The following is a 19,264-nucleotide window of genomic DNA, read 5'->3' on the forward strand; positions in this document are numbered from 1 at the left end:
ACCGCCGACCCGATCGCCGACACCACCGCCGACACGAGGACCACGCACATGCTGCTCGACCCCGGGATGGATCTCACTCTGCGCCCGATGCGCTACCCGCACTTCTTCGACCGGTTCCGCGCCGCCATCCGCAACACCTGGACTGTCGAGGAGGTCGACCTGCACGCCGACCTCGCCGACCTGGACCGGCTGTCGCCGGCCGAGCGGCACCTGGTCAGCCGGCTCGTCGCGTTCTTCGCCACCGGCGACACGATCGTCGCCAACAACCTCGTGCTCAACCTGTACCAGCACGTCAACAGTCCGGAAGGCCGCCTCTACCTGTCGCGGCAGCTGTTCGAGGAGGCCGTGCACGTCCAGTTCTACCTCAACCTGCTCGACACGTACGTGCCCGACGAGACCGAACGGTTCGCCGCCTTCGCCGCCATCGAGAACATCCCCTCGATCCGCCGCAAGGCCGAGTTCTGCTTCCGCTGGATCGACTCGTTGGGCGAGTTGCGCGAGCTGCGGACCCGGGACGACCGGCGCGCGTTCCTGCTCAACCTCATCTGCTTCGCCGCCTGCATCGAGGGATTGTTCTTCTACGGCGCGTTCGCGTACGTCTACTTCCTGCGCTCCCGCGGCCTGCTGCACGGCCTGGCCTCCGGCACGAACTGGGTCTTCCGCGACGAGTCGATGCACATGGCGTTCGCATTCGACGTGGTGGACACCGTGCGGGCCGAGGAGCCCGACCTGTTCGACGACGACCTCGCCGACCAGGTCCGCCAGATGCTCACCGAGGCCGTCGAGTGTGAGGTCCAGTTCGCCGAGGACCTGGTGGGTCAGGGCGTGCCCGGTCTGACCCTGGCGGACATGCGGGAGTATCTCCAGCACGTCGCTGACCGTCGTCTCGTCCAGCTCGGTATCGCCCCGCACTACGGGTCGGTCAACCCCTTCGCCTTCATGGAGTTGCAGGACGTCCAGGAGCTGTCCAACTTCTTCGAGCGGCGGGTGTCGGCGTACCAGGTGGGGGTGACCGGGACGGTGGCCTTCGACGACGACTTCTAGGACCCCCACCCCACCCCCTCCCCACCCCGTCGACCAGGAATGTGCTGCTCCCCTATCGGCGTATCAGGGGCACCACATTCATGATCAACGTCGGCGGCGGGCGGGGTGGGGACGGGGTGGGGGTGTTCTTGGGGGTGGGTGACCCTCAGGCGGGCGAGCAGGTCGGGGTGATGGTGGGAGGACTCGTGGTGGCGCTCGTGCTGAGGTAGCCCGCGGTGGTGGACGTTCCCGGCGCGAGCTGCCCGTTGTAGGCGGCGTTCGCGACGGTCACCTGGTTGCCCGTCTGGGTGACGGTGCCGTTCCAGGCCTGGGACACCGTCTGCCCACTGGGGAGGGTGAAGGTGACCCGCCACCCGTTGAGCGACGAGGCCCCGGAGTTGGTGACCGTCAGTCGTCCTTCAAATCCGCCCTGCCACGTGTTGACCACGGTGTTGGTCACCGCGCAGGACTCCCCGGCCGGGACCGTCGGTGTCGGGGTGAGGGTCGGAGTGGGCGTCGGGGTGGGCGTCGGGGTGGGCGTCGCAGTCGGCGTCGGCGTGGGGGTCGGGCTGGGCGTCGTGGTGCCGCTGGCCTGGAACTGCCACCAGTTGATGTTGAACAGGTTGCCGCTGCCGCCGGTGAAGCGCAGGTACAGGTCCTGGGTCCCGGTGGCGCCGCTGACCGGGCAGGAGACGGTCTGCCAGGTCTGCCACCCGCCGGTGCCCGGCACCGCGCAGCTGCCCACCCGGGTGCCGGTGGGGCTACCGAGGCGCAGTTCGATGGTGCCACCGGACGTGGCCGAGGCGACGCGGGCGGAGAAGGACGTCGCGCCCGTACCGAAGCCCACGCCCTTGACCTTGATGTAGTCCCCGTTCTCGATGAACCCGACGTTCATCCCACCCTCGCCGGCCGGCTCGGTCTCGATGCCGGAGCCCCAGGCGATCGTCTCGGCCTCCTGCCGCACGTACGGGTTCAGGGTGCCGATCTGGGGGGCGCCCGTCGTGGTCATGTTGATCGTCGGGATGGTGCCGTTGGTGTTGTAGGTGAACTTCTCCACGGCCACCGAACGGGTGTAACCACCGCCACCGGGCAACGCTCCGTTGTGGTAGAAGAAGTACGAGCCGCCGTTGAAGTCGATGACTCCGGGGTGGTTGGTGAAGCTCGCGCCCTGGCGGGGCATGACCGTCCCGCGATAGGTCCAGGGGCCGGTCGGGCCGGTCGCGGTCGAGTAACCGATGAACTCGGAGCAGCACTCCGCCGCGAACACGTTGTAGTAGATGCCGTTGCGCTTGTAGACCCACGGGCCCTCTTCGTAGAGGGTCGGCCGACTCGTGTTCCCCGTCCGGGTGCCGAACCCGGCGGTGGTGAGCGGGATCTTGGTGGCGCTGCCGCTGTAGGAGATCATGTCCGCGTTCAGCCGGACGTACCACAGGTTCGGGTTACCCCAGTACAGGTACGCCTGGCCGTCGTCGTCGATGAACACGGTGGGATCGATCTCGCCGTTGCCCACCAGCGGACGGCCGATGGCGTCCCGGAACGGCCCGGTCGGGCTGTCGGAGACCGCGACGCCGATGGCCATCGAGTTGGTCGCCCGGGCGGTCACCGGCACGTACCAGTAGAACTTGCCGTTGCGCGCGACGACCTGGCCGGCCCACGCGTTGGCGCTCGCCCAGCTGAAGGTGCTCACGCTCAGGGGCGAGCCGTGGTCGGTCCAGTTGACCATGTCGGCCGACGACCACACCCGCCAGTCCTTCATGGTGAAGTACGTGGAGCCGTCCTCGTCGTGGCCGGTGTAGAGGTAGACCCGCCCGTTGTACACCAGGGGAGCGGGGTCGGCGGTGTAGATGTGCTGGACGATGGGGTTGTCCGCGTGGGCTGCCGTGGCCGGCGCCAGCGCCGGGATGAGCAGCAGGCTCACGAGCAGGGCGACGCCGCGCCGGAGCCGGTTCTTCGTCCGTGGTGGCGGTGTGGGGTGCATCGGTACCTCCAGGGTGGGTCACAACGGCGGGGCACGGTTCGCCGTTCTCGCTGGCGGGTGCCGCGTGTCGTCGCGGGTCGCTTGGGGACCTCGGTGGTGGCCGTGCCGCGGGAACGGCAGGAGGGATCGGGGGTCCACCATGGCTCCCGCGCGCGGCGGCCCGCCGTTGTCAACGGCGGTGGTCAACGTCCCTGAGGGAGGCCCGGACACCCACCAGCGGGCGTTGGTCATGCGCTACTCCATCGACCTCGGCGGATCGAGTGGAGCGGTGAAGCGTGCCCTTCGCCTCTGCGGCCCGAGGGTAGTCTGTTATCGCTAACATTCTCAAGCGATGGACGAATCTGGATTTCCGCGCCGCCGTCGCGGGCCGGCCGGACCGGGTCGCCAACGCCCGGCGACCGGCTCGTCAGCGCCGCCGCGACGGGTCGTCAGCGCTGCAGCCGCGTCGGGCTGCCCGGCCCGCTGCGCCGCACGAGCCACGCCTCGGTGATGTGCGTGAACATCGCCTGCGCGGCCCCGTCGGGATCGTGGGCGGCGATGCGCTCGTAGATGCGCCGGTGCCCCTGGTTCGATGCCACGCACATGGCCCGCTCCGGCTGGCCCATGTAGCGCGCGGTGTTGACGACCTGGCTCTCCAGGGACCGGACGACACCCCGGGCGATCCGGTTGCCCGACGCCTGCATGACCGTGTCGTGAAAGGCGCGGTCGTGCTCCTGGTAGGCGACGTGGTCGTCCACCAGCTCGTCCATCCGGTCCACCAGGGCCCGCAGCCGGTCGACGGTCTCCTCGTCCGCGAGCCGCGCGGCGACGTTGGCCATGTCGGACTCCAGCACCCGTCGGGTGACCACCAGGTCGTCGAGGATCGCCAGGGTGTCGTCCTCGGCGATGGTCGCCGCGAGGACGAGCTCGTCGAGCATGTCCCACGCCGAGGGTGGGGTGACGAGCGTTCCGCTGCCCTGACGGACCTGCACGAGCCCCTTCTCCTGCAGGATCTTCACCGCTTCCCGGATGACCGTCCGGCTCACGGAGAAGGTCTCGCAGAGCACCGGCTCGGGGGGCAGCGGCGTGCCGGACGGGTGAACTCCCTGGACGATCCGGGTCACCAGCTCGGCGGTGATCGCCTGAGCCAGATTGGCCGGGCGGCGAGCCCAGGTCGGTGCCGTCGCGCCATTGACGGCCGGCTGGTTCGATGTCGTCACGTTCACCTCCGCGTAGCCGCGGGAGCGGGCCCACGAGTCCGCACCAGTGTACGGCCAACCGTTGACGTCACACGTCATACGAGTTACGTTCTCGTCAATCTTGCATCGACGGCCGTTTCCTCGGCCACTCCCCATATGAAGGTGAGCAACGATGAAGCAACGAGCAGTGTGGTCCGCGGTCCTCGTTGCAGGGCTGGCCCTGACAGGCTGTGGAAGCGCGACAGGTTCGGGTTCATCGTCCGGAGGCTCGGACAAGAAGTTGGTCGTCTGGGACTGGAAGTCCGGCGAGGCCAGCTCCGCGCAGTACGTGGAGAAGGCCAAGGCCGACTTCGCCAGGAAGCACAAGGACGTCACGGTCGAGTTCGTGGCCCAGCCGTTCGATCAGTACTACACGCTGCTGGGTGCGGCCATCCAGTCGGGCAAGGGGCCGGACGTCATCCTGTTCAACGGTGGCGGCCAGATCCGCGACCGGGTGGACTCGCTCCAGCCGCTCGACGAGTACGTCGGCGAGGACCGGCAGCGGCTGGCCGGCTGGGAAGCGTTCGCCAAGGGCGGCAAGACCTACGCCGCTCCGGTGACCCTGCAGGGCCACCCGATCTACTACAACAAGGCGCTCTACGAGAAGGCCGGCCTCGACCCGGCGAAGCCGGCCACGACGTGGGCTGAGTTCATCGCCAACTGCGGCACCATCACCAAGGCAACAGGTGCCAAGTGCTTCGCCCTCGGCAACAAGGAGGGCTACGGCATCCAGTTCTTCCTGTCGGCCATGGCATCGGGCGTCCTGACCCCGCAGGAGTACGACAACTGGATCGCCGGCAAGCGCGACTGGAACTCGCCCAACGTGAAGCGGCTCTTCGAGCTGTGGAAGGAGACCGGCACCGCGAAGCTGAACAACGACGGGGCCAACTCCACAGCGATGTTCAACGACGCCTTCGCCGTCTTCCAGTCCGGTAAGGCCGCCCACATCATCGGGCTGATGTCGGACATCGGGCACTGGAAGGACTTCAACGAGTTCGTCACGCCCGAGAAGCTCGGCGTCATGATGGCCCCGACGGTGACCAGTGGCGCCACCCCGAGCCTGCCGTACGACGGTGGTATCGGTTACGCGGTCGCCAAGTGGACCAAGGACCCGAAGGTGGCCGCCGACCTGGTGCGCTCGCTGACCTCCACCGACGCCCTGAAGGCGTTCTACGCCAACGCCGGCGCGATCACCGCGGACACCACGATCGACGTGTCGGCGAGCGGGCCGGCCGTCACCACGATCGTCGGCGCGCTCAAGACCGGCAAGCCGGCGCCACACGTGGCGCTCTCCTCGAAGTCGCTCGACCTGATGGGCCGCCTCTCGCAGCAGTTGCTCAGCGGCTCGACGAGCGTCGACGAGGTCGTGAAGCAGATGGCAGCCTCGGACACGGCGGGCTGATCTCGTGACGATCGGTAAGTCGCTCCCGTCGGTCCGCTCGGCTTCGGCCGGGCGGGCCGGCGGGGTCCCGCCCTCCGCACCGCCGCCGCGCGACCGCGCCGTTTCCCGGCGTGCCGCCGGCGGCCGCCGTGCCGAGCAACTGGCACCCTTCGTGCTGGTCGCCCCGGCAGTCCTGATCCTCGTGCTGCTGCGGCTGTGGCCGCTGCTGCTCGGCGTCAACTTCTCCTTCACCGGCGACGGTGACCGCGACGGCGCGATGGTCGGTTTCGCCAACTACGTCGACCTGCTGCACGATCCCCTGTTCCAACAGGCGCTGCGCAACGTGGGGCTGCTGGTGCTGCTCCTGCCGGTGGCGGTGGCCATCCCGGGTCTGCTCGCCACGTTCATCTACCTGCGCGTACCGGGGCACCGGTTCTACCGCAGCGTCTACTTCTTCCCGGCCGTGCTGTCGCCGGTCATCGTCGGCGCGATCTTCAACCTGCTGCTCTCGTTTGACGGTCCTGTCAACGTTGTCCTGTCCTCGGTGGGCATCGGCCCGGTGGACTGGCTCGGTGATCCGGACGTCGCGATGTTCGCGGTCGTCGGGGTGCACGTGTGGGCGACCTTCGGGATGGCCCTGGTCGTCTTCCTCGCGGGCTTCGCGACCCTGGACGCCGCGCTGCTGGACGCCGCCCGAGTGGACGGCGCGTCCCTGGCCCAGGTGATCTGGCACGTGATCATTCCCAGCCTCTCCCGCACCATCCAGTTCGTCTTCGTGACCACGATGATCGGGATGCTGACGTCCATGTTCGGCCTGCTCTACGTCATGACCAGTGGCGGCCCGGAGGGCTCGACGTACCTGCCGGAGTACTACATCTGGATCCAGCAGGGGCAGATGAACAGGCCGGCGCTCGCGTCGGCCGCGTCCACTGTCCTGTTCGTCATCATGCTCGTCGTCGGGCTGTTGCAGCTCAAGCTGCTCCGACGAGCGGGGAGGGAGGACTGATGTCCCGCGTCCGACTGGGCAGATGGTTGCTCGTGATCCCGATGGGGCTCCTCGCGGTAGCGACGATCTATCCCCTGTTGTTCACTGCGAACGTCGCCATGAAGACCCGCCGGGAGTACATTCTCGACCGGTTCTCGCTTGCCGACTCGCTGCGCTTCGAGAACATCACCACGGCGTGGACAAGCATCGGCATGGGCCGGTATACCGCGAACTCGATCCTGGTGGTGGGCTGCTCAGTGTTCCTGCTGCTGCTATTCGGGTCGATGGCCGGCTTCGCGCTGAGCCAACTGCGCTTCCGGGGCTCGACGGCGCTGTTCATCGGCTGCCTCGCGGCGCTCTTCATCCCCTTCCAGGTGATCATGGTGCCGCTGGCCCGGGTCATGGCGGACAGCGGCCTCGTCGACACGTACCCGGGGCTGATCCTCGCGTACGTCGCGCAGTTCCTGCCCTTCACGGTCTTTCTGATGACCAGCTACTACAAGACCATCCCCGCGGAGATCGTCGACGCGGCCCGGATCGACGGCAACACCGTGTACGGCGTGTACCGGCGGATCATGCTGCCGCTGGGCGCTCCGGCGCTGCTGTCCGTGGGCATCCTCAACACGCTGTTCTGCTGGAACGACGTGCTCATCTCGCTGCTGCTGATGCCGTCGGCCGACCACCGGACCCTCATGGTCGGGGTGACCTCGCTGCGGGGGCAGTACTCCGAGGACATTCCGACGTTCGCCTCCGGGGTGCTCATCGCGGCGATCCCCGTCCTGGCGGTCTACCTGTTCCTTCAGCGCCAGATCGCCGACGGCGTCGCCGCTGGTTCCACGAAAGGCTGACATGCGTATCACCGGGTATCGAACCCTGACGACGGTCCAGGAGTGGGGCCGGCCGGTCGGCGACGCCAACGGCGTGTTTCCCGACGGCGTCACGACGCTGCCGATCACCATCGTCGAGACCGACGCGGGGATCAGCGGCGTCGGCCTGGGCCCGCACGTGGAGATCGAGAGGATCTTCCCGGCCATCGAGGGGGAGGATCCCCGCGCGGTGACCAGCCTGTACGACCGGATGCTCCGACACACCTTCAAGGCCGGTCACGGCGGGCTGGTGTTCGGGACGATCGGCGCACTGGACACGGCCCTGTGGGACATCAAGGCGCAGCTCGCCGGTGAGCCGCTCTGGCGGCTGCTCGGCGGGCGGGACCGACGTGTTCCCGCCTACGCCTCCGGCCTCGACATCGGTCTGACCGACGACGAACTGGTCGCGGAGTACGAGGTCTACGCCGGGTACGGCCTGCGCGCCGCGAAGCTCAAGGGTGGCCTCGACATCGAGCGGGACCGGCACCGGCTCACCCTGGTGCGGGAGGTGCTGACCGAGGCGGGCCACGGCCGGCGACCCGGTCTGATGCTCGACGTCAACGAGGCGTGGTCGCGTAAGCAGGCCGTGCGGCATGTGGCCGAGCTGGAACGCACCCTCGATCTGATCTGGATCGAGGAGCCGGTCCGCCGCTGGGACGCCGAGGGCTTGGCGGCCGTCGGCCGGGGCGTCCGGGCGTCGGTCGCCACCGGCGAAAACCTCACCGGGCTGGAGCAGTACCGCCCGCTGATCGGGGCGGGCGCGGTCGACATCGTCCAGATGGCGGCCGTCTGGGGTGTCACCCACTTCCTGCGGGTGGCGGCCCTGGCGCATGCCCACGACCTGCCCGTCAGCCCCATCGGCAACATCCCGGTCGGGCTGCTGCACGCCGCCACCTCGGTGCCGAACCACCTGGTCAGCGAACTACAGGATCTGCGGCCACCCGCGGGCATCGGCCTCGACCTGCACGTCGAGGACGGCGCGTTCATTCTCGGTGACACACCGGGTCTGGGCATCCGGGTCGACGAGGTGGCGATCGCTGCGGCCGCAGACCGGGCCGGCGACCCGACCGCCGGCAGCCCGAACGTCCGACCGGAGCGGGCCGGTAAGCGCCTGCTGGCGGTGGCCGAGCACATGCCCACAGTTCCGGCTGTCCGGGTCGATGCCCTGCTCGCCGATGCCGTCCCGTCCCAGAACGACGTGGCGCCCCTGCGGCATTGAGACCGCCCGACCCCAAGCCGCCTCTGGACCAGGATTGGTCGGATGATTACCGTGTCGATGGCGCCGACACAACGGATGCGGATCTCGCCGCCCCTGGCGTACGCACCCGTACGAACCAACGACGTTGAGACGGAGCAGCAGTGAAGGCAGTTGTCTACCGGGGTGCGCGTGATCTCGGAATCGAGGACCGTGCCCCAGAACCGCCGGGCCCCGGCCAGGTGCGGATCGCGGTGGCGTACACCGGGATCTGCGGCACGGACCTGCACATCTTCCACGGCGACATGGACGCCCGGGTGGGCGCGTCGGCGGTGATCGGCCACGAGATGTCGGGCCGGGTCGCCGCGCTGGGCGACGGCGTCACCGGGCTGACCGTCGGGCAGCCCGTCACCGTGATGCCGACCCGCGCCTGCGGGCGGTGCCCGGCGTGCCGCCGCGGCAATTCGCACATCTGCCACGCGATGGACTTCCTCGGCATCGACTCGCCCGGCGCGATGCAGTCGTCGTGGACGGTGCCGGCCGAGTTGGTGCTTGCGCTCCCCGACGATCTGCCGCTGGACCACGCGGCGCTGGTCGAGCCGGTCGCGGTGGCGGTGCACGACGTCGGACGGGCGAAGGTGACGTCCGGAGAGCACGTGGTGGTCGTCGGCGGCGGTCCGGTGGGCGTCCTCATCGCGGCCGTCGCCCGGGCGCGCGGGGCCGAGGTCCTGCTCGTGGAACCGGACGGCTTCCGGCGCGGAGTCGCGTCGGGGATCGGGATCGAGGCCGTGGACCCGGGGCCGACCGATGTGGTGGCGCTCGTGAACGAGCGGACCGGAGGCGCGGGCGCGGATGTCGCGTTCGAGGTGTCCGGTTCCGCCGCCGGGGTCGGCACGGCCGTGGATGTGCTGACCACCCGGGGCCGGCTGGTGATGGTGGCGATCCACCCGCAGCCGCGTCCGGTCAACCTGCACCGGTTCTTCTGGCGGGAGCTGGAGTTGCTGGGCGCGCGGTTGTACCAGCGCGAGGACGTGGTGGAGGCGATCCGGCTGGTCGCGGCCGGCGTCATCCCGGCCCGGGAGCTGATCTCCCGGGTGCTGCCCGTGGCCGGTGTCACGGACGCGTTCACGGCTCTGGAGGGTGGCGGCGGCGTCATGAAGGTGCTGCTCGACTGGCGGGAGGAGGGCCGATGAGCGCCCTGTTCGACCTGACCGGACGTACCGCGCTGGTGACCGGCGCACGGCGGGGGATCGGCCTGGCGATGGCGGAGGCCCTGGCGGTGGCCGGCGCGGACATCATCGGGGTGTCGGCGCAGATGGAGTCCGCGGGCAGTGAGGTGCAGCGGCGGGTCGAGGCGGCGGGTCGCCGGTTCACCGGCATCCGCACGGACCTGGGTGACCGGGCCGCGGTGTACCGGTTGGCCGAGGAGGCCGCGGCGGTGGCGCCGGTGGACATCCTCGTGAACAACGGCGGCACGATCGCCCGGGCGCCGGCCGCCGAGCACCCCGACGAGATGTGGGACCGGGTGGTGCAGGTGAACCTGTCCAGCCAGTTCGTGTTGAGCCGGGAGATCGGTCGGCGGATGGTCGACAGTGGCCGCGGAAAGATCATTTTTACCGCCTCGCTGCTGAGCTTCCAGGGCGGCATCAACGTCGCGAGCTACACCGCGGCGAAGTCCGGCCTCGCCGGGCTGACCAAGGCCCTGTCCAACGAGTGGGCGGGCAGAGGGGTGAACGTCAACGCGATCGCGCCCGGGTACATCGCCACCGACAACACCCAGGCGCTCCGCGACGACCCCGCCCGCAACGACGCGATCGTGGGCCGGATCCCGGCCGGCCGGTGGGGACGCGCCGACGACCTGGCCGGCGCCACCGTGTTCCTGGCCGCCGCGGCCTCGGACTACGTGCACGGCACGGTCCTGCCCGTCGACGGCGGCTGGTTGGGCCGATGACGTATCCCTCGCCGGCCGGGCGCCCCGGCATCGTCGACGCCCACCACCACCTCTGGGTCCGTGCCCGTCACCCGCAACCCTGGATCGACCCGGACACGATGGCGGCGATCGACAACGACTTCACCCCGGCGGATCTCGCCCCGGCGGCACGCGCCGCGGGCGTCACCGAGACCGTCGTCGTGCAGTCCATCGCCTCCGTGGCGGAGACGGAGCACCTGCTGGGCATCGCGGCCGACGACCCGCTCATCAGCGGGGTCGTCGGCTGGGTGAACCTCACCGCCGACGACATCGACGAGCGCCTCGACCGGCTCCGCGCGGTACGCGGCGGCGAGCGGTTGGTGGGCATCCGGCACCTGGTCCAGTCCGAACCCGACCCGGCGTACCTCGACCGACGCGACGTCCGGCGGGGCATCGCGGCGGTCGGCGCGGCCGGCCTCGCCTACGACCTGCTGGTCCGCGACCACCAACTGCCGGCGGCCACCCGGCTCGTCCGCGACCTGCCCGAGGTGTCGTTCGTCCTGGATCACCTCGCCAAACCGGCGCTCGGCGCGGGGGGCCTCGGCGACTGGCCGGCCAACCTGCGGGCGCTCGCCGCCGAGCCGAACGTCACCGCGAAGCTCTCCGGCCTGGTGACCGAGGTGGACGGATCGTCCTGGACGGCCGACGACCTGCGGCCCGCCGTCGACCACGCGCTCGACGTGTTCGGCCCGCAACGGCTCATGTTCGGCTCGGACTGGCCGGTGTGCCTGCTCGCCAGCTCCTACACCCGCTGGGTCGCCGTACTCGCCGACCTGGTGGCACCACTCGGTGACGAGGAGCAGGCGGCGATCTGGCGGGAGACCGCGCACCGTGCGTACCGGCTGGAGGCGTCATGACGGCCCGAGCGTTGCCCCGCCGCCCGGCGGTCCGCCTCACCGAGCTGGGCTTCGGCGCGGCGCAGGGTGGCAACCTGTACCGGGGGACGTCCGACGACGAGTTCGCCGCGGCTGTCGACGCCGCCTGGGCCGCCGGCATCCGGTACTTCGACACGGCGCCGCACTACGGCCTCGGCCTGTCCGAACGGCGCCTCGGCGCCGCGCTGCGGTCCCGGCCGCGCGACGAGTACGTGGTGTCGACGAAGGTCGGACGGCTGCTCGTACCCTCGCCGGAGACCGCGGGGGAGCGCGACTCGGAGGGCTTCGACGTGCCGGCCGACCTGCGGCGGGTCTGGGACTTCAGCCGCGACGGCGTACGCCGGTCGTTGGAGGCCAGCCTGGAGCGCACCGGCCTGGACCGCGTCGACGTGGTGTACCTGCACGACCCGGACGAGCACTGGGAGCAGGCGGCCACCGAGGCGGTACCCGCGCTGGTGGAGCTGCGCGACCAGGGCGTCATCGGCGCGATCGGGGCCGGCATGAACCAGTCGGCGATGCTGGCCCGGTTCGTCCAGGAGACCGACATCGACGTGGTCATGTGCGCCGGCCGCTACACCCTTCTCGAACAGGGCGCGCTCGACGACCTGCTACCCGCCGCGCAGGCCCGTGGGGTCGGCGTGGTGATCGCCGGGGTCTACAACTCGGGGCTGCTGGCCCGCGACCAGCCGCCGGCCGACGCGGTCTACAACTATCAGCAGGCGCCGCCGGAGCTGATCGAGCGGGCGCGGCGGATCGCGGCGGTCTGTCAGGCGTACGGCGTCACCCTCCCGCAGGCGGCGTTGGCGTTCGTCCGCCGGCATCCGGCGGTGGTCTCGACAGTGGTCGGCGTGCGCGACGCGGCCCAGGTGACCGAGACCCTGCGCCGGTCCGACGCGGACGTGCCGGAGCAGCTCTGGGCGGCGCTGCGCGACGCCGGGCTGCTCGGCGGGTGACGACACACCCGTGAACGCGGTGCGCCGGCCACCCGATCCTGCGACCGGGTGGCCGGCGTCCTGTCGGAACTACCGTCCGGTCGCTAGACCGCGCTGAACCGCCACTGCTGGTTGGTGGCGCTGTGGCAGCCCCACTGCAGCAGCCGGGCCCCGTCGGCAGTCGAGGCGCCGTTGACGTCCAGGCAGAGCCCGCTCAGCGCGCTCTTGACCGTGTAGATCCCGGCGGTGCCGGTCGCCGTCACGGTGAACTTCTGCTGGTTGGCGTTGGTGCAGGTGCTGTGTTGCAGGAAGGCGCCCTGTGCGGTCGACCCGCCGGTGACGTCGAGGCACTTGCCGCTGTGCACCGCCTTGAGGTAGACGGCGCCGCCACCGGCGTCCACCGCCTGCCACTTCTGGTTGTTGCCGCCGGTGGCCGCCCACTGCACGACCTGGGCGCCGTCGGCGGTGGAGTTGCCGCTGACGTCCATCAGCTTGCCGCTGTGCTGCGCCGTGAGGGTCCAGGTGCGGCCGGCGATCCCTCCGCCGTCGGTGCCGGGGACCCCTACGCCGTTGCCGCCGAAGGTGAACGCGTCGAGGTCGAACCAGTTGGACGAGCTGCCCTTGAACACCATGTAGAGGGTGTGCGTCCCGGACAGGGCCGCGACGCTGACCGCCGGCGTGGACTGGTAGTTGTCCCAGCCGCCGGTGCTGGGCACCGTCGTGGTGGCCAGGAGGGTGCCGGTCGGCGAGTCGGCCCGCAGCTCGATGGAACCACCACCGCTCGGTGACGACAGCCGGTAGCTGACGTTGCTGATGCCCGACAGGCTCATCGGGTTGAACGCCACCCAGTCGTTGTTGGAGATGTCACCGACACGCTTGCCGCTCTCCGCGGCGCTCTGGTCGACGACCCGGACGCCGGACTGGCTGCTGAAGTACTCGGCCTGCTTGTGCTTGGGCTGCAGGATCGCCGTCGCGTAGCCGGTCAGCGGCGCCGCGCCACCCGAGCCACCGTCGTCGGTGTAGCGGGCGTTGAGCACGTAGTACAGGTTCGCCCCTTCGGGGTGCCCACCGAGCAGGTCGGTGGAGATGGTGCCCGAGCAACCGGGGTACTCGGTGGTCTCGTGCGCGTGGTCGTCGTGTCCCAGAGCCGGGTTGACGAACACCTTGGTGCAGTCGATGGCCGCGCCGCCGGGGTCGGAGACACTGACCGTGTACGAGACCTTGTCGCCGAAGTTCAGCATGCCGCCGTTGGGCGGCACGTTGATGGTGACCACCGGGGCGGTGTTGCCGACGGTGATCTGCACGTTGGCGAAGCCGGTCTTGCCGGTGTTGTCGGTGACCTTCAACTGCGCCGTGTAGTTGCCGTTGGTGGTGTAGGTGTGTGCCGGGTTGGCCGCCGTGGACGTGCCGCCGTCACCGAAGGTCCACTGGTAGCTGAGGGTGTTGCCGGCGTCCGGGTCCGCCGTGCCGGCGCTGCTGAACTGGACGGTCAGCGGGGCGCTGCCGCTGGTGGGCGTGCCGACGGCCTTCGCGATCGGTGAACGTCCACCCTGGATGTAGTCGATGCGGTAGAGCCCGGAGTCGTTGTTGCCGCCGCCGAAGTTGGAACCCCACTCCAGCAGGTACAGCGAGCCGTCCGGGCCGAACTCCATGTCCATCGGCTTGTTGAAGTTGCCGCCGGGCATGAACGAGTTGGTCCGGGTGACAGCCGTCGACGAGTCGAAGTGCGTTTCCTTGATGAAGTTGCGCGACCACTCGTAGAAGAAGTGCACGCCGTCGTAGTAGGCCGGGAACTTCGTCGCCGAGGGGTTCGCCGCGTTGTAGCGGTAGACCGGCCCACCCATCGGCGCCGACCCGCCGGAGCCCAGCTCCGGGAAGGTCGTCGACGCGGGGTAGCCGTACCAGATGTTGGGCGCGACGATCGGCTTGAGGTTGACCAGGCCGGTGTTGTTGGGCGAGTTGTTGACCGGGGCGTTGCAGTTGAACTTCGCCCCGACGACGCCGGTGTCCGGGTTGAACGGCGCGTACGGCTGGTTGTTGCCGTGACAGAAGGGCCAGCCGTAGTTGCCGGCTGCCTTGATCACGTTGAGTTCGACGAGCCCCTCGGGGCCCCGGTTGGTCGTCGGCGGGTTGCGGTCGGGGCCGTAGTCGGCCAGGTAGACCCAGCCGGTGGCGGGGTCGATCGAGAAGCGGAACGGGTTACGGAAGCCCATGGCGTAGACCTCGGGCCGGGTCTGCGCGGTGCCCTGGGGGTAGAGGTTGCCCGTCGGGATGGTGTAGCCACCGGTGGCCGACGGCTTGATGCGCAGCAGCTTGCCGCGCAGGTCGTTGGTGTTCCCGGCGGAGCGGGCGGCGTCCAGGTTGGACTTGCCGGACCGCCAGTCCAGCGGGGCGTACCCCTGCCAGTTCGGGTCGAGGTTGGGCGGCGTGTCGTCGCCGGTGCCGATGTAGAGGTTGCCGTCCGGGCCGAACTCGATGTAGCCGCCGGTGTGCCCGGGCTCGGCGAAGGTCCGGTCCCGGTACGCGGGGATGTCGATGATCCGGGCCTCGGTGGACAGGTTCAGGGTGTCACCGGTGAGCGTGTAGCGGGACACCCGGTTGACGTCGGTCGTGCTGCTCGCCGGCGAGTGGTAGACGTACACGTACCCGTTGCTGGCGAAGGCCGGGTCTATCGCGACGCCGGTGAGACCGTCCTCACCGCCGGTGTAGACGCTCAGCGTGGCGGCCGTGACGGTGCTGTTGGTGCTCGGCTTGAAGATCTTGACCTGGCCGCCCCGCTGGACGTAGAGCACGCGGCCGTCCGGCAGCACTGCCAGCGCCATCGGGTCGGCGGTGTTGTCGTCCAGGGTGCGCTTCTCGAAGTTGCTCCAGACGGTGCCGCCGCAGTCCCCGGGCTGGTTGCCGGCCGCCCACTTGACGCCACCGAGGACGTGGTTGCGGAAGTTCGTCTCGCTGTACGACTCGATCGCGTGGCCCATCGCGGTGGCCCACACCCGGCCGCCGCCGGCGTTGCGGCACCACGAGATCGGGTGGTCCGGGCCCATCGCCCGCGAGCCCGGGTTGTACGTGCGCTCGTCGGCGGTCACCAGGACGTGCACGTTGCCCCGCGGGTTGGAGTCGAAGTTGTACCACTCCTCGCTGCGGCTCCAGCGGTCCGGCAGGCCGACCGTCGACGGGTGCTGCTTGTCGGCGACGATGGCCGTGCCGGCGAGCACGCCGGGGGAGTGCTCGGGCATGTGAGCGCCGCCGTTGATGGTCTGGTCCCACCACGGGTACTCGGACTCGATGCCCATGTCGGTGGCGTTGTGCACGCCCACGATGCCCTTGCCGCTGGCGAGGTAGCCCTCGATGGCCTGGCGCTGCGAGGCCGAGGTCCAGACCATGCCGGAGGTCTGGAACATGATGACGACGTCGAAGGTGGCGAGGTTGGCGGGCGTGAAGACGCTCGCGTCCTCGGTCTGCACCAGCTCGAAGTTGTTCGCGGCCGCCTGCTGCTGGAACATCGAGATTCCGGCGGGGATCGAGTCGTGCCGGTAGCCGACGGTCTTGGTGAACAACAGGGCGCGGAAGGCCGGGGCGGCCGACGCCGGCGGGGCCAGGCCGAGCGCCAGTAACAGGCCGACGATCATTCCGATGAGGATTGTGGGGCGACGCATGCCGTCTCCTAGGTCTGGGCGGGCAACTCCGATTGCGAGCACGGGTCCGGCACGCGCCAGGTTGTGCCTGGGCGCGCGTGGGCCACGGGTGTGCTGGTCGCGGTCGTCGTGCCGTCCGCCGAAACGGCAGTCAGCCCCGCAGGACGTCACACAGCGTGACGTGGGCTGTGGTCTCGTCCATGGTCTGCGAGGTCAGGATGAGCTATTGATCGATGGGTGTCAATGTAACGTCGAGCGTCGGATGTTACTCCCCAGTAGGGGTGCCCGGGCCTGACGTGCCCGAGCCAACACTCGCGCCGATCGAGTGCCGGGCCTGCCAGTCGCTGCAGATCGAGGATTGCGGACCCGCATCCAAACATCTATCTTCATACGTGTGATGTTTCCTCGATGTCAAGGAAATGTTTGCACCATAAAAACGCAAGTTCCGCTGAGACCTGCGAAAGTGCGTCGCTCAGCGCATCGAACGGCCTACCGGCCGGTGTACGGATCTCATCGATGACTACTATCTGTAAGGGCTATCGGGATGGCAGATCCACAACCGGCGCCGCTGCTGGCCCTGCGGGGCATCGGCAAGTCGTTTCTCGGGGTGCGCGTCCTCGACGGCGTCGACCTCGACGTGGCACCGGGCGAGGTCCACGCGGTCGTCGGTGAGAACGGCGCCGGCAAGTCGACGCTCATGAAGATCGTCTCGGGTGGGTACGCCCCGGACGAGGGCACCGTCGAGTTCGCCGGTCAACCGCGCGTGTTCCACGGCCCCCGCGACGCGCAGCGGGCTGGCGTCGGCATCATCCACCAGGAGTTCAACCTCCTGCCCGAGCGCACCGTCGCGGAGAACGTCTACCTGGGTCACGAACCGGTCCGGCGCGGACTGGTCGACCGCCGCGAGATGCTGGACCGCACCCGGCGCCTGCTCGCCTCGATCGGGGAGACCGCGCTGCCGGCCGACTCCCGGGTGGGGCAGCTCGGCGTCGCTCAGCAGCAGGTCGTCGAGATCGCCAAGGCGCTCGCTCTGGACGCGCGGCTGCTCATCATGGACGAGCCGACCGCCGCGCTGGCAGACCAGGAGGTCGAGCTGCTCTACGGGCTGGTCCGCCGGCTCCAGGAACGCGGCATCGGCCTTCTCTACGTCTCGCACCGGCTCACCGAGGTCTTCGACCTGTCCAGCCGGATCACGGTTCTCAAGGACGGCCGCCGGGTGACGACCGTGGACACCGCGCGGACCAACACGGACGAGCTGGTGCGGCACATGGTCGGCCGTGAGCTGTCCAACTACTACCCGCAGCGGGCCGACCCTGCCGACCGTGGGCCGGTGCGACTCACCGTCCGCGGCGGGGGCAACCGGAAGCTGCGGGGTGTGGACCTGGAGTTGCGCGCCGGCGAGGTGCTCGGCGTCGGCGGCCTGCAGGGTTCGGGACGATCGGCGCTGGCCCGTGCGCTCTTCGGGGTGGCCCCGTTCACGACCGGTGACGTCGAGCTCGACGGCGAGCCGGTGCGGCTGCGCTCGCCGCGTGCCGCGATGCGGGCGGGCATCGCGTACGTCACCGAGGACCGCAAGGGTGAGGGCATCGTGGCCCGGCAGTCGGTGCTGGACAATGCTCTGCTCGCCAGCCGGGCCGTGTTCGCGGCACGGTCCGGTCGTGCCGCCCGCACCGCACGGGTGCGTGAGCTGCTCGACGCCGTGGAGGTCCGTGCCGCCGGCGACGACCAGGAGATCCGCTTCCTCTCCGGCGGCAACCAGCAGAAGGTCGTCCTGGCCCGATGGCTCGCGCTGACACCCCGGATCCTGCTCTTCGACGAGCCGACCCGGGGCATCGACGTGGGCGCGAAGTCGGCCATCCACGATCTCGTCCGCCGCCTCGCGACTGACGGCGCGGCCGTTCTGATGATCTCGTCCGAGCTGCCGGAGCTGCTCGGCATGAGCGACCGGATAGTCGTCCTGCGCGACGGCCGGATCGCGGGCGAGCTGCCGGCCGCCGCGACCGAGGAGGACGTCGTCGCCCTCGCGGTCGGCGCCGTCCGGGAGGCCGCCGCGTGAGCGCGAGAAATGAGCCGGTCCTGCAGGCCCCGCAGTCGCGAATGGAGGCGGCCCCGATGAGCGCGAGGAGTGAGCCGGGTTTGCGAGCCCCGCAGTCGCGAATGGAGATGGCTCCGATGAGCGTGAGGAGTGAGCCGGGTTTGCGAGCCCCGCAGTCGCGAATGGAGGCAGCTCCGTGACCGCCCTCTCGCTTCGTCCGGCCCGGCATGCCGTGCCGGGCGTGTTCGTGGCCCTGGCCCTCACCCTGGTCATCGGCTGGCTGGTCGTCATGCTCGACGGCGGCCAGCTCTTCAACCAGTCGACGACGGTGAGTCTGCTGCACGTCGCCGCCGGCCTCGGGCTCGTCGCCGTCGGGCAGACCCTTGTCATTCTCGGCGGTTCGCTCGACCTCTCCGTGGCGTACGTGATCAGCCTGAGCACCCTCGTGGCGGCCGAGGCGATGAACGGCAGCGACGGCGCGTTGCTTCCGGCGATCGGGCTTGCGCTCGCGGTCAGCGCCGCAATCGGGCTGCTCAACGGCGTGCTCGTCACCAAACTGCGGATCAACGCGTTCATCGCGACCCTCGGCGTCGGGTTGCTGCTCAAGGGCTACCTCGACAACGGTTACGACGGTCCGGCCGGCGAAAGTGCGCCGGCTCTCGTGCGGACCCTCGGGTACCAGCGGATCGGGCCGGTCCCGGTGTCCTTTCTGTTGCTGCTCGCCGTGACCGCGGCGGCCTGGTTCGCCCTGTCGCGTACCCGCTTCGGTCACCACCTGGTCGCGGTCGGCGGCGACCCGGAGGTCGCCCGGCTCTCCGGCGTCCGCAACGACCGGGTCCTCATCACCGCCCACGTGTTGTGTTCCCTCTGCGCCGGCCTGGCCGGCGTCTATCTGGCCAGTCGACTCGGCTCCGGCGCCCCCCGGGTGGGCACCGAGGGGCTCTACGACCTGGAGTCGATCGCCGCGGTGGTCCTCGGCGGCACCGCCCTCGCGGGTGGGCGCGGGGGAGTGCTCGGCACGATCGGGGGCGTGCTGCTGCTCGCCAGCATCGACGCGGTGTTCAACCAGCTCGAGGTTGACGCGTTCTTCAAGCAGGTGATCCGCGGCGTGATCATCATCGCCGCGGTCGCCGTCTACGCCCGACGGGCCATGCGAAAGGCGGGGTCCTGACC

The 19,264-nt window shown here is 69.8% G+C and carries 14 protein-coding genes; 11 read left to right on the top strand and 3 right to left on the bottom strand.

The genetic code is table 11. The annotated features are described in order from the left end of the window. The first annotated feature begins 48 nt into the window (after positions 1-48). Positions 49-1,044 carry a ribonucleotide-diphosphate reductase subunit beta gene (locus tag AB0B97_RS01430; protein WP_357490587.1) on the top strand — a complete coding sequence of 332 codons (996 nt, stop codon included), beginning with the start codon at positions 49-51 and terminating at the stop codon, positions 1,042-1,044. Positions 1,045-1,189: 145 nt separating this feature from the next. Here the strand turns inward: AB0B97_RS01430 and AB0B97_RS01435 are convergent, their stop codons facing one another. Together AB0B97_RS01435 and AB0B97_RS01440 are read right to left on the bottom strand one after the other, a co-directional pair. Then, entirely contained in the window at positions 1,190-3,001 is a 1,812-nt protein-coding gene (locus tag AB0B97_RS01435; RefSeq protein ID WP_357489690.1) for a family 43 glycosylhydrolase, read from the bottom strand. Between the two features lie 428 nt (positions 3,002-3,429). Then, the gene (locus AB0B97_RS01440) at positions 3,430-4,200 is read right to left on the bottom strand and encodes a FadR/GntR family transcriptional regulator (RefSeq protein ID WP_357489691.1); all 771 of its coding nucleotides are present in this window, start codon (positions 4,198-4,200) and stop codon (positions 3,430-3,432) included. 151 nt (positions 4,201-4,351) lie between these two features. Between AB0B97_RS01440 and AB0B97_RS01445 the strand changes: the two genes are divergently transcribed. From AB0B97_RS01445 to AB0B97_RS01480, 8 genes are all read left to right on the top strand, one after another. Beyond that, positions 4,352-5,620, top strand: a complete 1,269-nt coding sequence (locus tag AB0B97_RS01445; RefSeq protein ID WP_357489693.1) for an extracellular solute-binding protein — start codon at positions 4,352-4,354, stop codon at positions 5,618-5,620. Positions 5,621-5,624: 4 nt separating this feature from the next. Next, a complete protein-coding gene (locus AB0B97_RS01450; protein ID WP_234584015.1) occupies positions 5,625-6,605 on the top strand; it encodes a sugar ABC transporter permease in 981 nt (326 codons plus the stop codon). Beyond that, positions 6,605-7,432, top strand: a complete 828-nt coding sequence (locus tag AB0B97_RS01455) for a carbohydrate ABC transporter permease (RefSeq protein WP_357489695.1) — start codon at positions 6,605-6,607, stop codon at positions 7,430-7,432. The genes AB0B97_RS01450 and AB0B97_RS01455 overlap by 1 nt, the downstream gene beginning before the upstream one ends. 1 nt (position 7,433) lies before the next feature. Beyond that, complete coding sequence (locus AB0B97_RS01460; protein WP_357489697.1) at positions 7,434-8,669, top strand: mandelate racemase/muconate lactonizing enzyme family protein; 1,236 nt, start codon at positions 7,434-7,436, stop codon at positions 8,667-8,669. A gap of 140 nt (positions 8,670-8,809) precedes the next feature. Further along, a complete protein-coding gene (locus AB0B97_RS01465) occupies positions 8,810-9,838 on the top strand; it encodes an alcohol dehydrogenase catalytic domain-containing protein (protein ID WP_234584012.1) in 1,029 nt (342 codons plus the stop codon). Continuing rightward, positions 9,835-10,596: an SDR family NAD(P)-dependent oxidoreductase gene (locus tag AB0B97_RS01470; RefSeq protein ID WP_357489698.1), complete on the top strand. Its 762-nt coding sequence runs from the start codon at positions 9,835-9,837 to the stop codon at positions 10,594-10,596. The genes AB0B97_RS01465 and AB0B97_RS01470 overlap by 4 nt, the downstream gene beginning before the upstream one ends. Further along, the gene (locus AB0B97_RS01475; RefSeq protein ID WP_357489700.1) at positions 10,593-11,471 is read left to right on the top strand and encodes an amidohydrolase family protein; all 879 of its coding nucleotides are present in this window, start codon (positions 10,593-10,595) and stop codon (positions 11,469-11,471) included. The genes AB0B97_RS01470 and AB0B97_RS01475 overlap by 4 nt, the downstream gene beginning before the upstream one ends. After that, on the top strand, positions 11,468-12,442 hold the full coding sequence (locus AB0B97_RS01480) for an aldo/keto reductase (RefSeq protein WP_357489702.1): 975 nt from the start codon (positions 11,468-11,470) through the stop codon (positions 12,440-12,442). Before AB0B97_RS01475 ends, AB0B97_RS01480 begins: the two co-directional genes overlap by 4 nt. Before the next feature lie 83 nt (positions 12,443-12,525). Here the strand turns inward: AB0B97_RS01480 and AB0B97_RS01485 are convergent, their stop codons facing one another. After that, entirely contained in the window at positions 12,526-16,077 is a 3,552-nt protein-coding gene (locus AB0B97_RS01485) for a ThuA domain-containing protein (protein ID WP_357489703.1), read from the bottom strand. Positions 16,078-16,600: 523 nt separating this feature from the next. On the opposite strand from AB0B97_RS01485, the gene AB0B97_RS01490 reads away from it, so the two are divergent. After that, positions 16,601-18,112, top strand: coding sequence for a sugar ABC transporter ATP-binding protein (locus tag AB0B97_RS01490; protein WP_357489705.1), 1,512 nt, complete (start codon positions 16,601-16,603; stop codon positions 18,110-18,112). A 175-nt stretch (positions 18,113-18,287) separates the two neighbouring features. Next, positions 18,288-19,262: an ABC transporter permease gene (locus tag AB0B97_RS01495; RefSeq protein ID WP_357489706.1), complete on the top strand. Its 975-nt coding sequence runs from the start codon at positions 18,288-18,290 to the stop codon at positions 19,260-19,262. Positions 19,263-19,264 lie beyond the last annotated feature (2 nt).

It is taken from the genome of Micromonospora sp. NPDC049004, from assembly GCF_040649315.1.
Classification (GTDB): Bacteria; Actinomycetota; Actinomycetes; order Mycobacteriales; family Micromonosporaceae; genus Micromonospora.

Bases quoted from the DNA above. Each gene is read 5' to 3' on its own strand.
- AB0B97_RS01430 (WP_357490587.1), top strand. From the start codon at position 49: ATGCTGCTCGACCCCGGGATGGATCTCACTCTGCGCCCGATGCGCTAC.
- AB0B97_RS01435 (WP_357489690.1), bottom strand. From the start codon at position 3,001: ATGCACCCCACACCGCCACCACGGACGAAGAACCGGCTCCGGCGCGGC.
- AB0B97_RS01445 (WP_357489693.1), top strand. From the start codon at position 4,352: ATGAAGCAACGAGCAGTGTGGTCCGCGGTCCTCGTTGCAGGGCTGGCC.
- AB0B97_RS01455 (WP_357489695.1), top strand. From the start codon at position 6,605: ATGTCCCGCGTCCGACTGGGCAGATGGTTGCTCGTGATCCCGATGGGG.
- AB0B97_RS01460 (WP_357489697.1), top strand. From the start codon at position 7,434: ATGCGTATCACCGGGTATCGAACCCTGACGACGGTCCAGGAGTGGGGC.
- AB0B97_RS01470 (WP_357489698.1), top strand. From the start codon at position 9,835: ATGAGCGCCCTGTTCGACCTGACCGGACGTACCGCGCTGGTGACCGGC.
- AB0B97_RS01475 (WP_357489700.1), top strand. From the start codon at position 10,593: ATGACGTATCCCTCGCCGGCCGGGCGCCCCGGCATCGTCGACGCCCAC.
- AB0B97_RS01480 (WP_357489702.1), top strand. From the start codon at position 11,468: ATGACGGCCCGAGCGTTGCCCCGCCGCCCGGCGGTCCGCCTCACCGAG.
- AB0B97_RS01485 (WP_357489703.1), bottom strand. From the start codon at position 16,077: ATGCGTCGCCCCACAATCCTCATCGGAATGATCGTCGGCCTGTTACTG.
- AB0B97_RS01490 (WP_357489705.1), top strand. From the start codon at position 16,601: ATGGCAGATCCACAACCGGCGCCGCTGCTGGCCCTGCGGGGCATCGGC.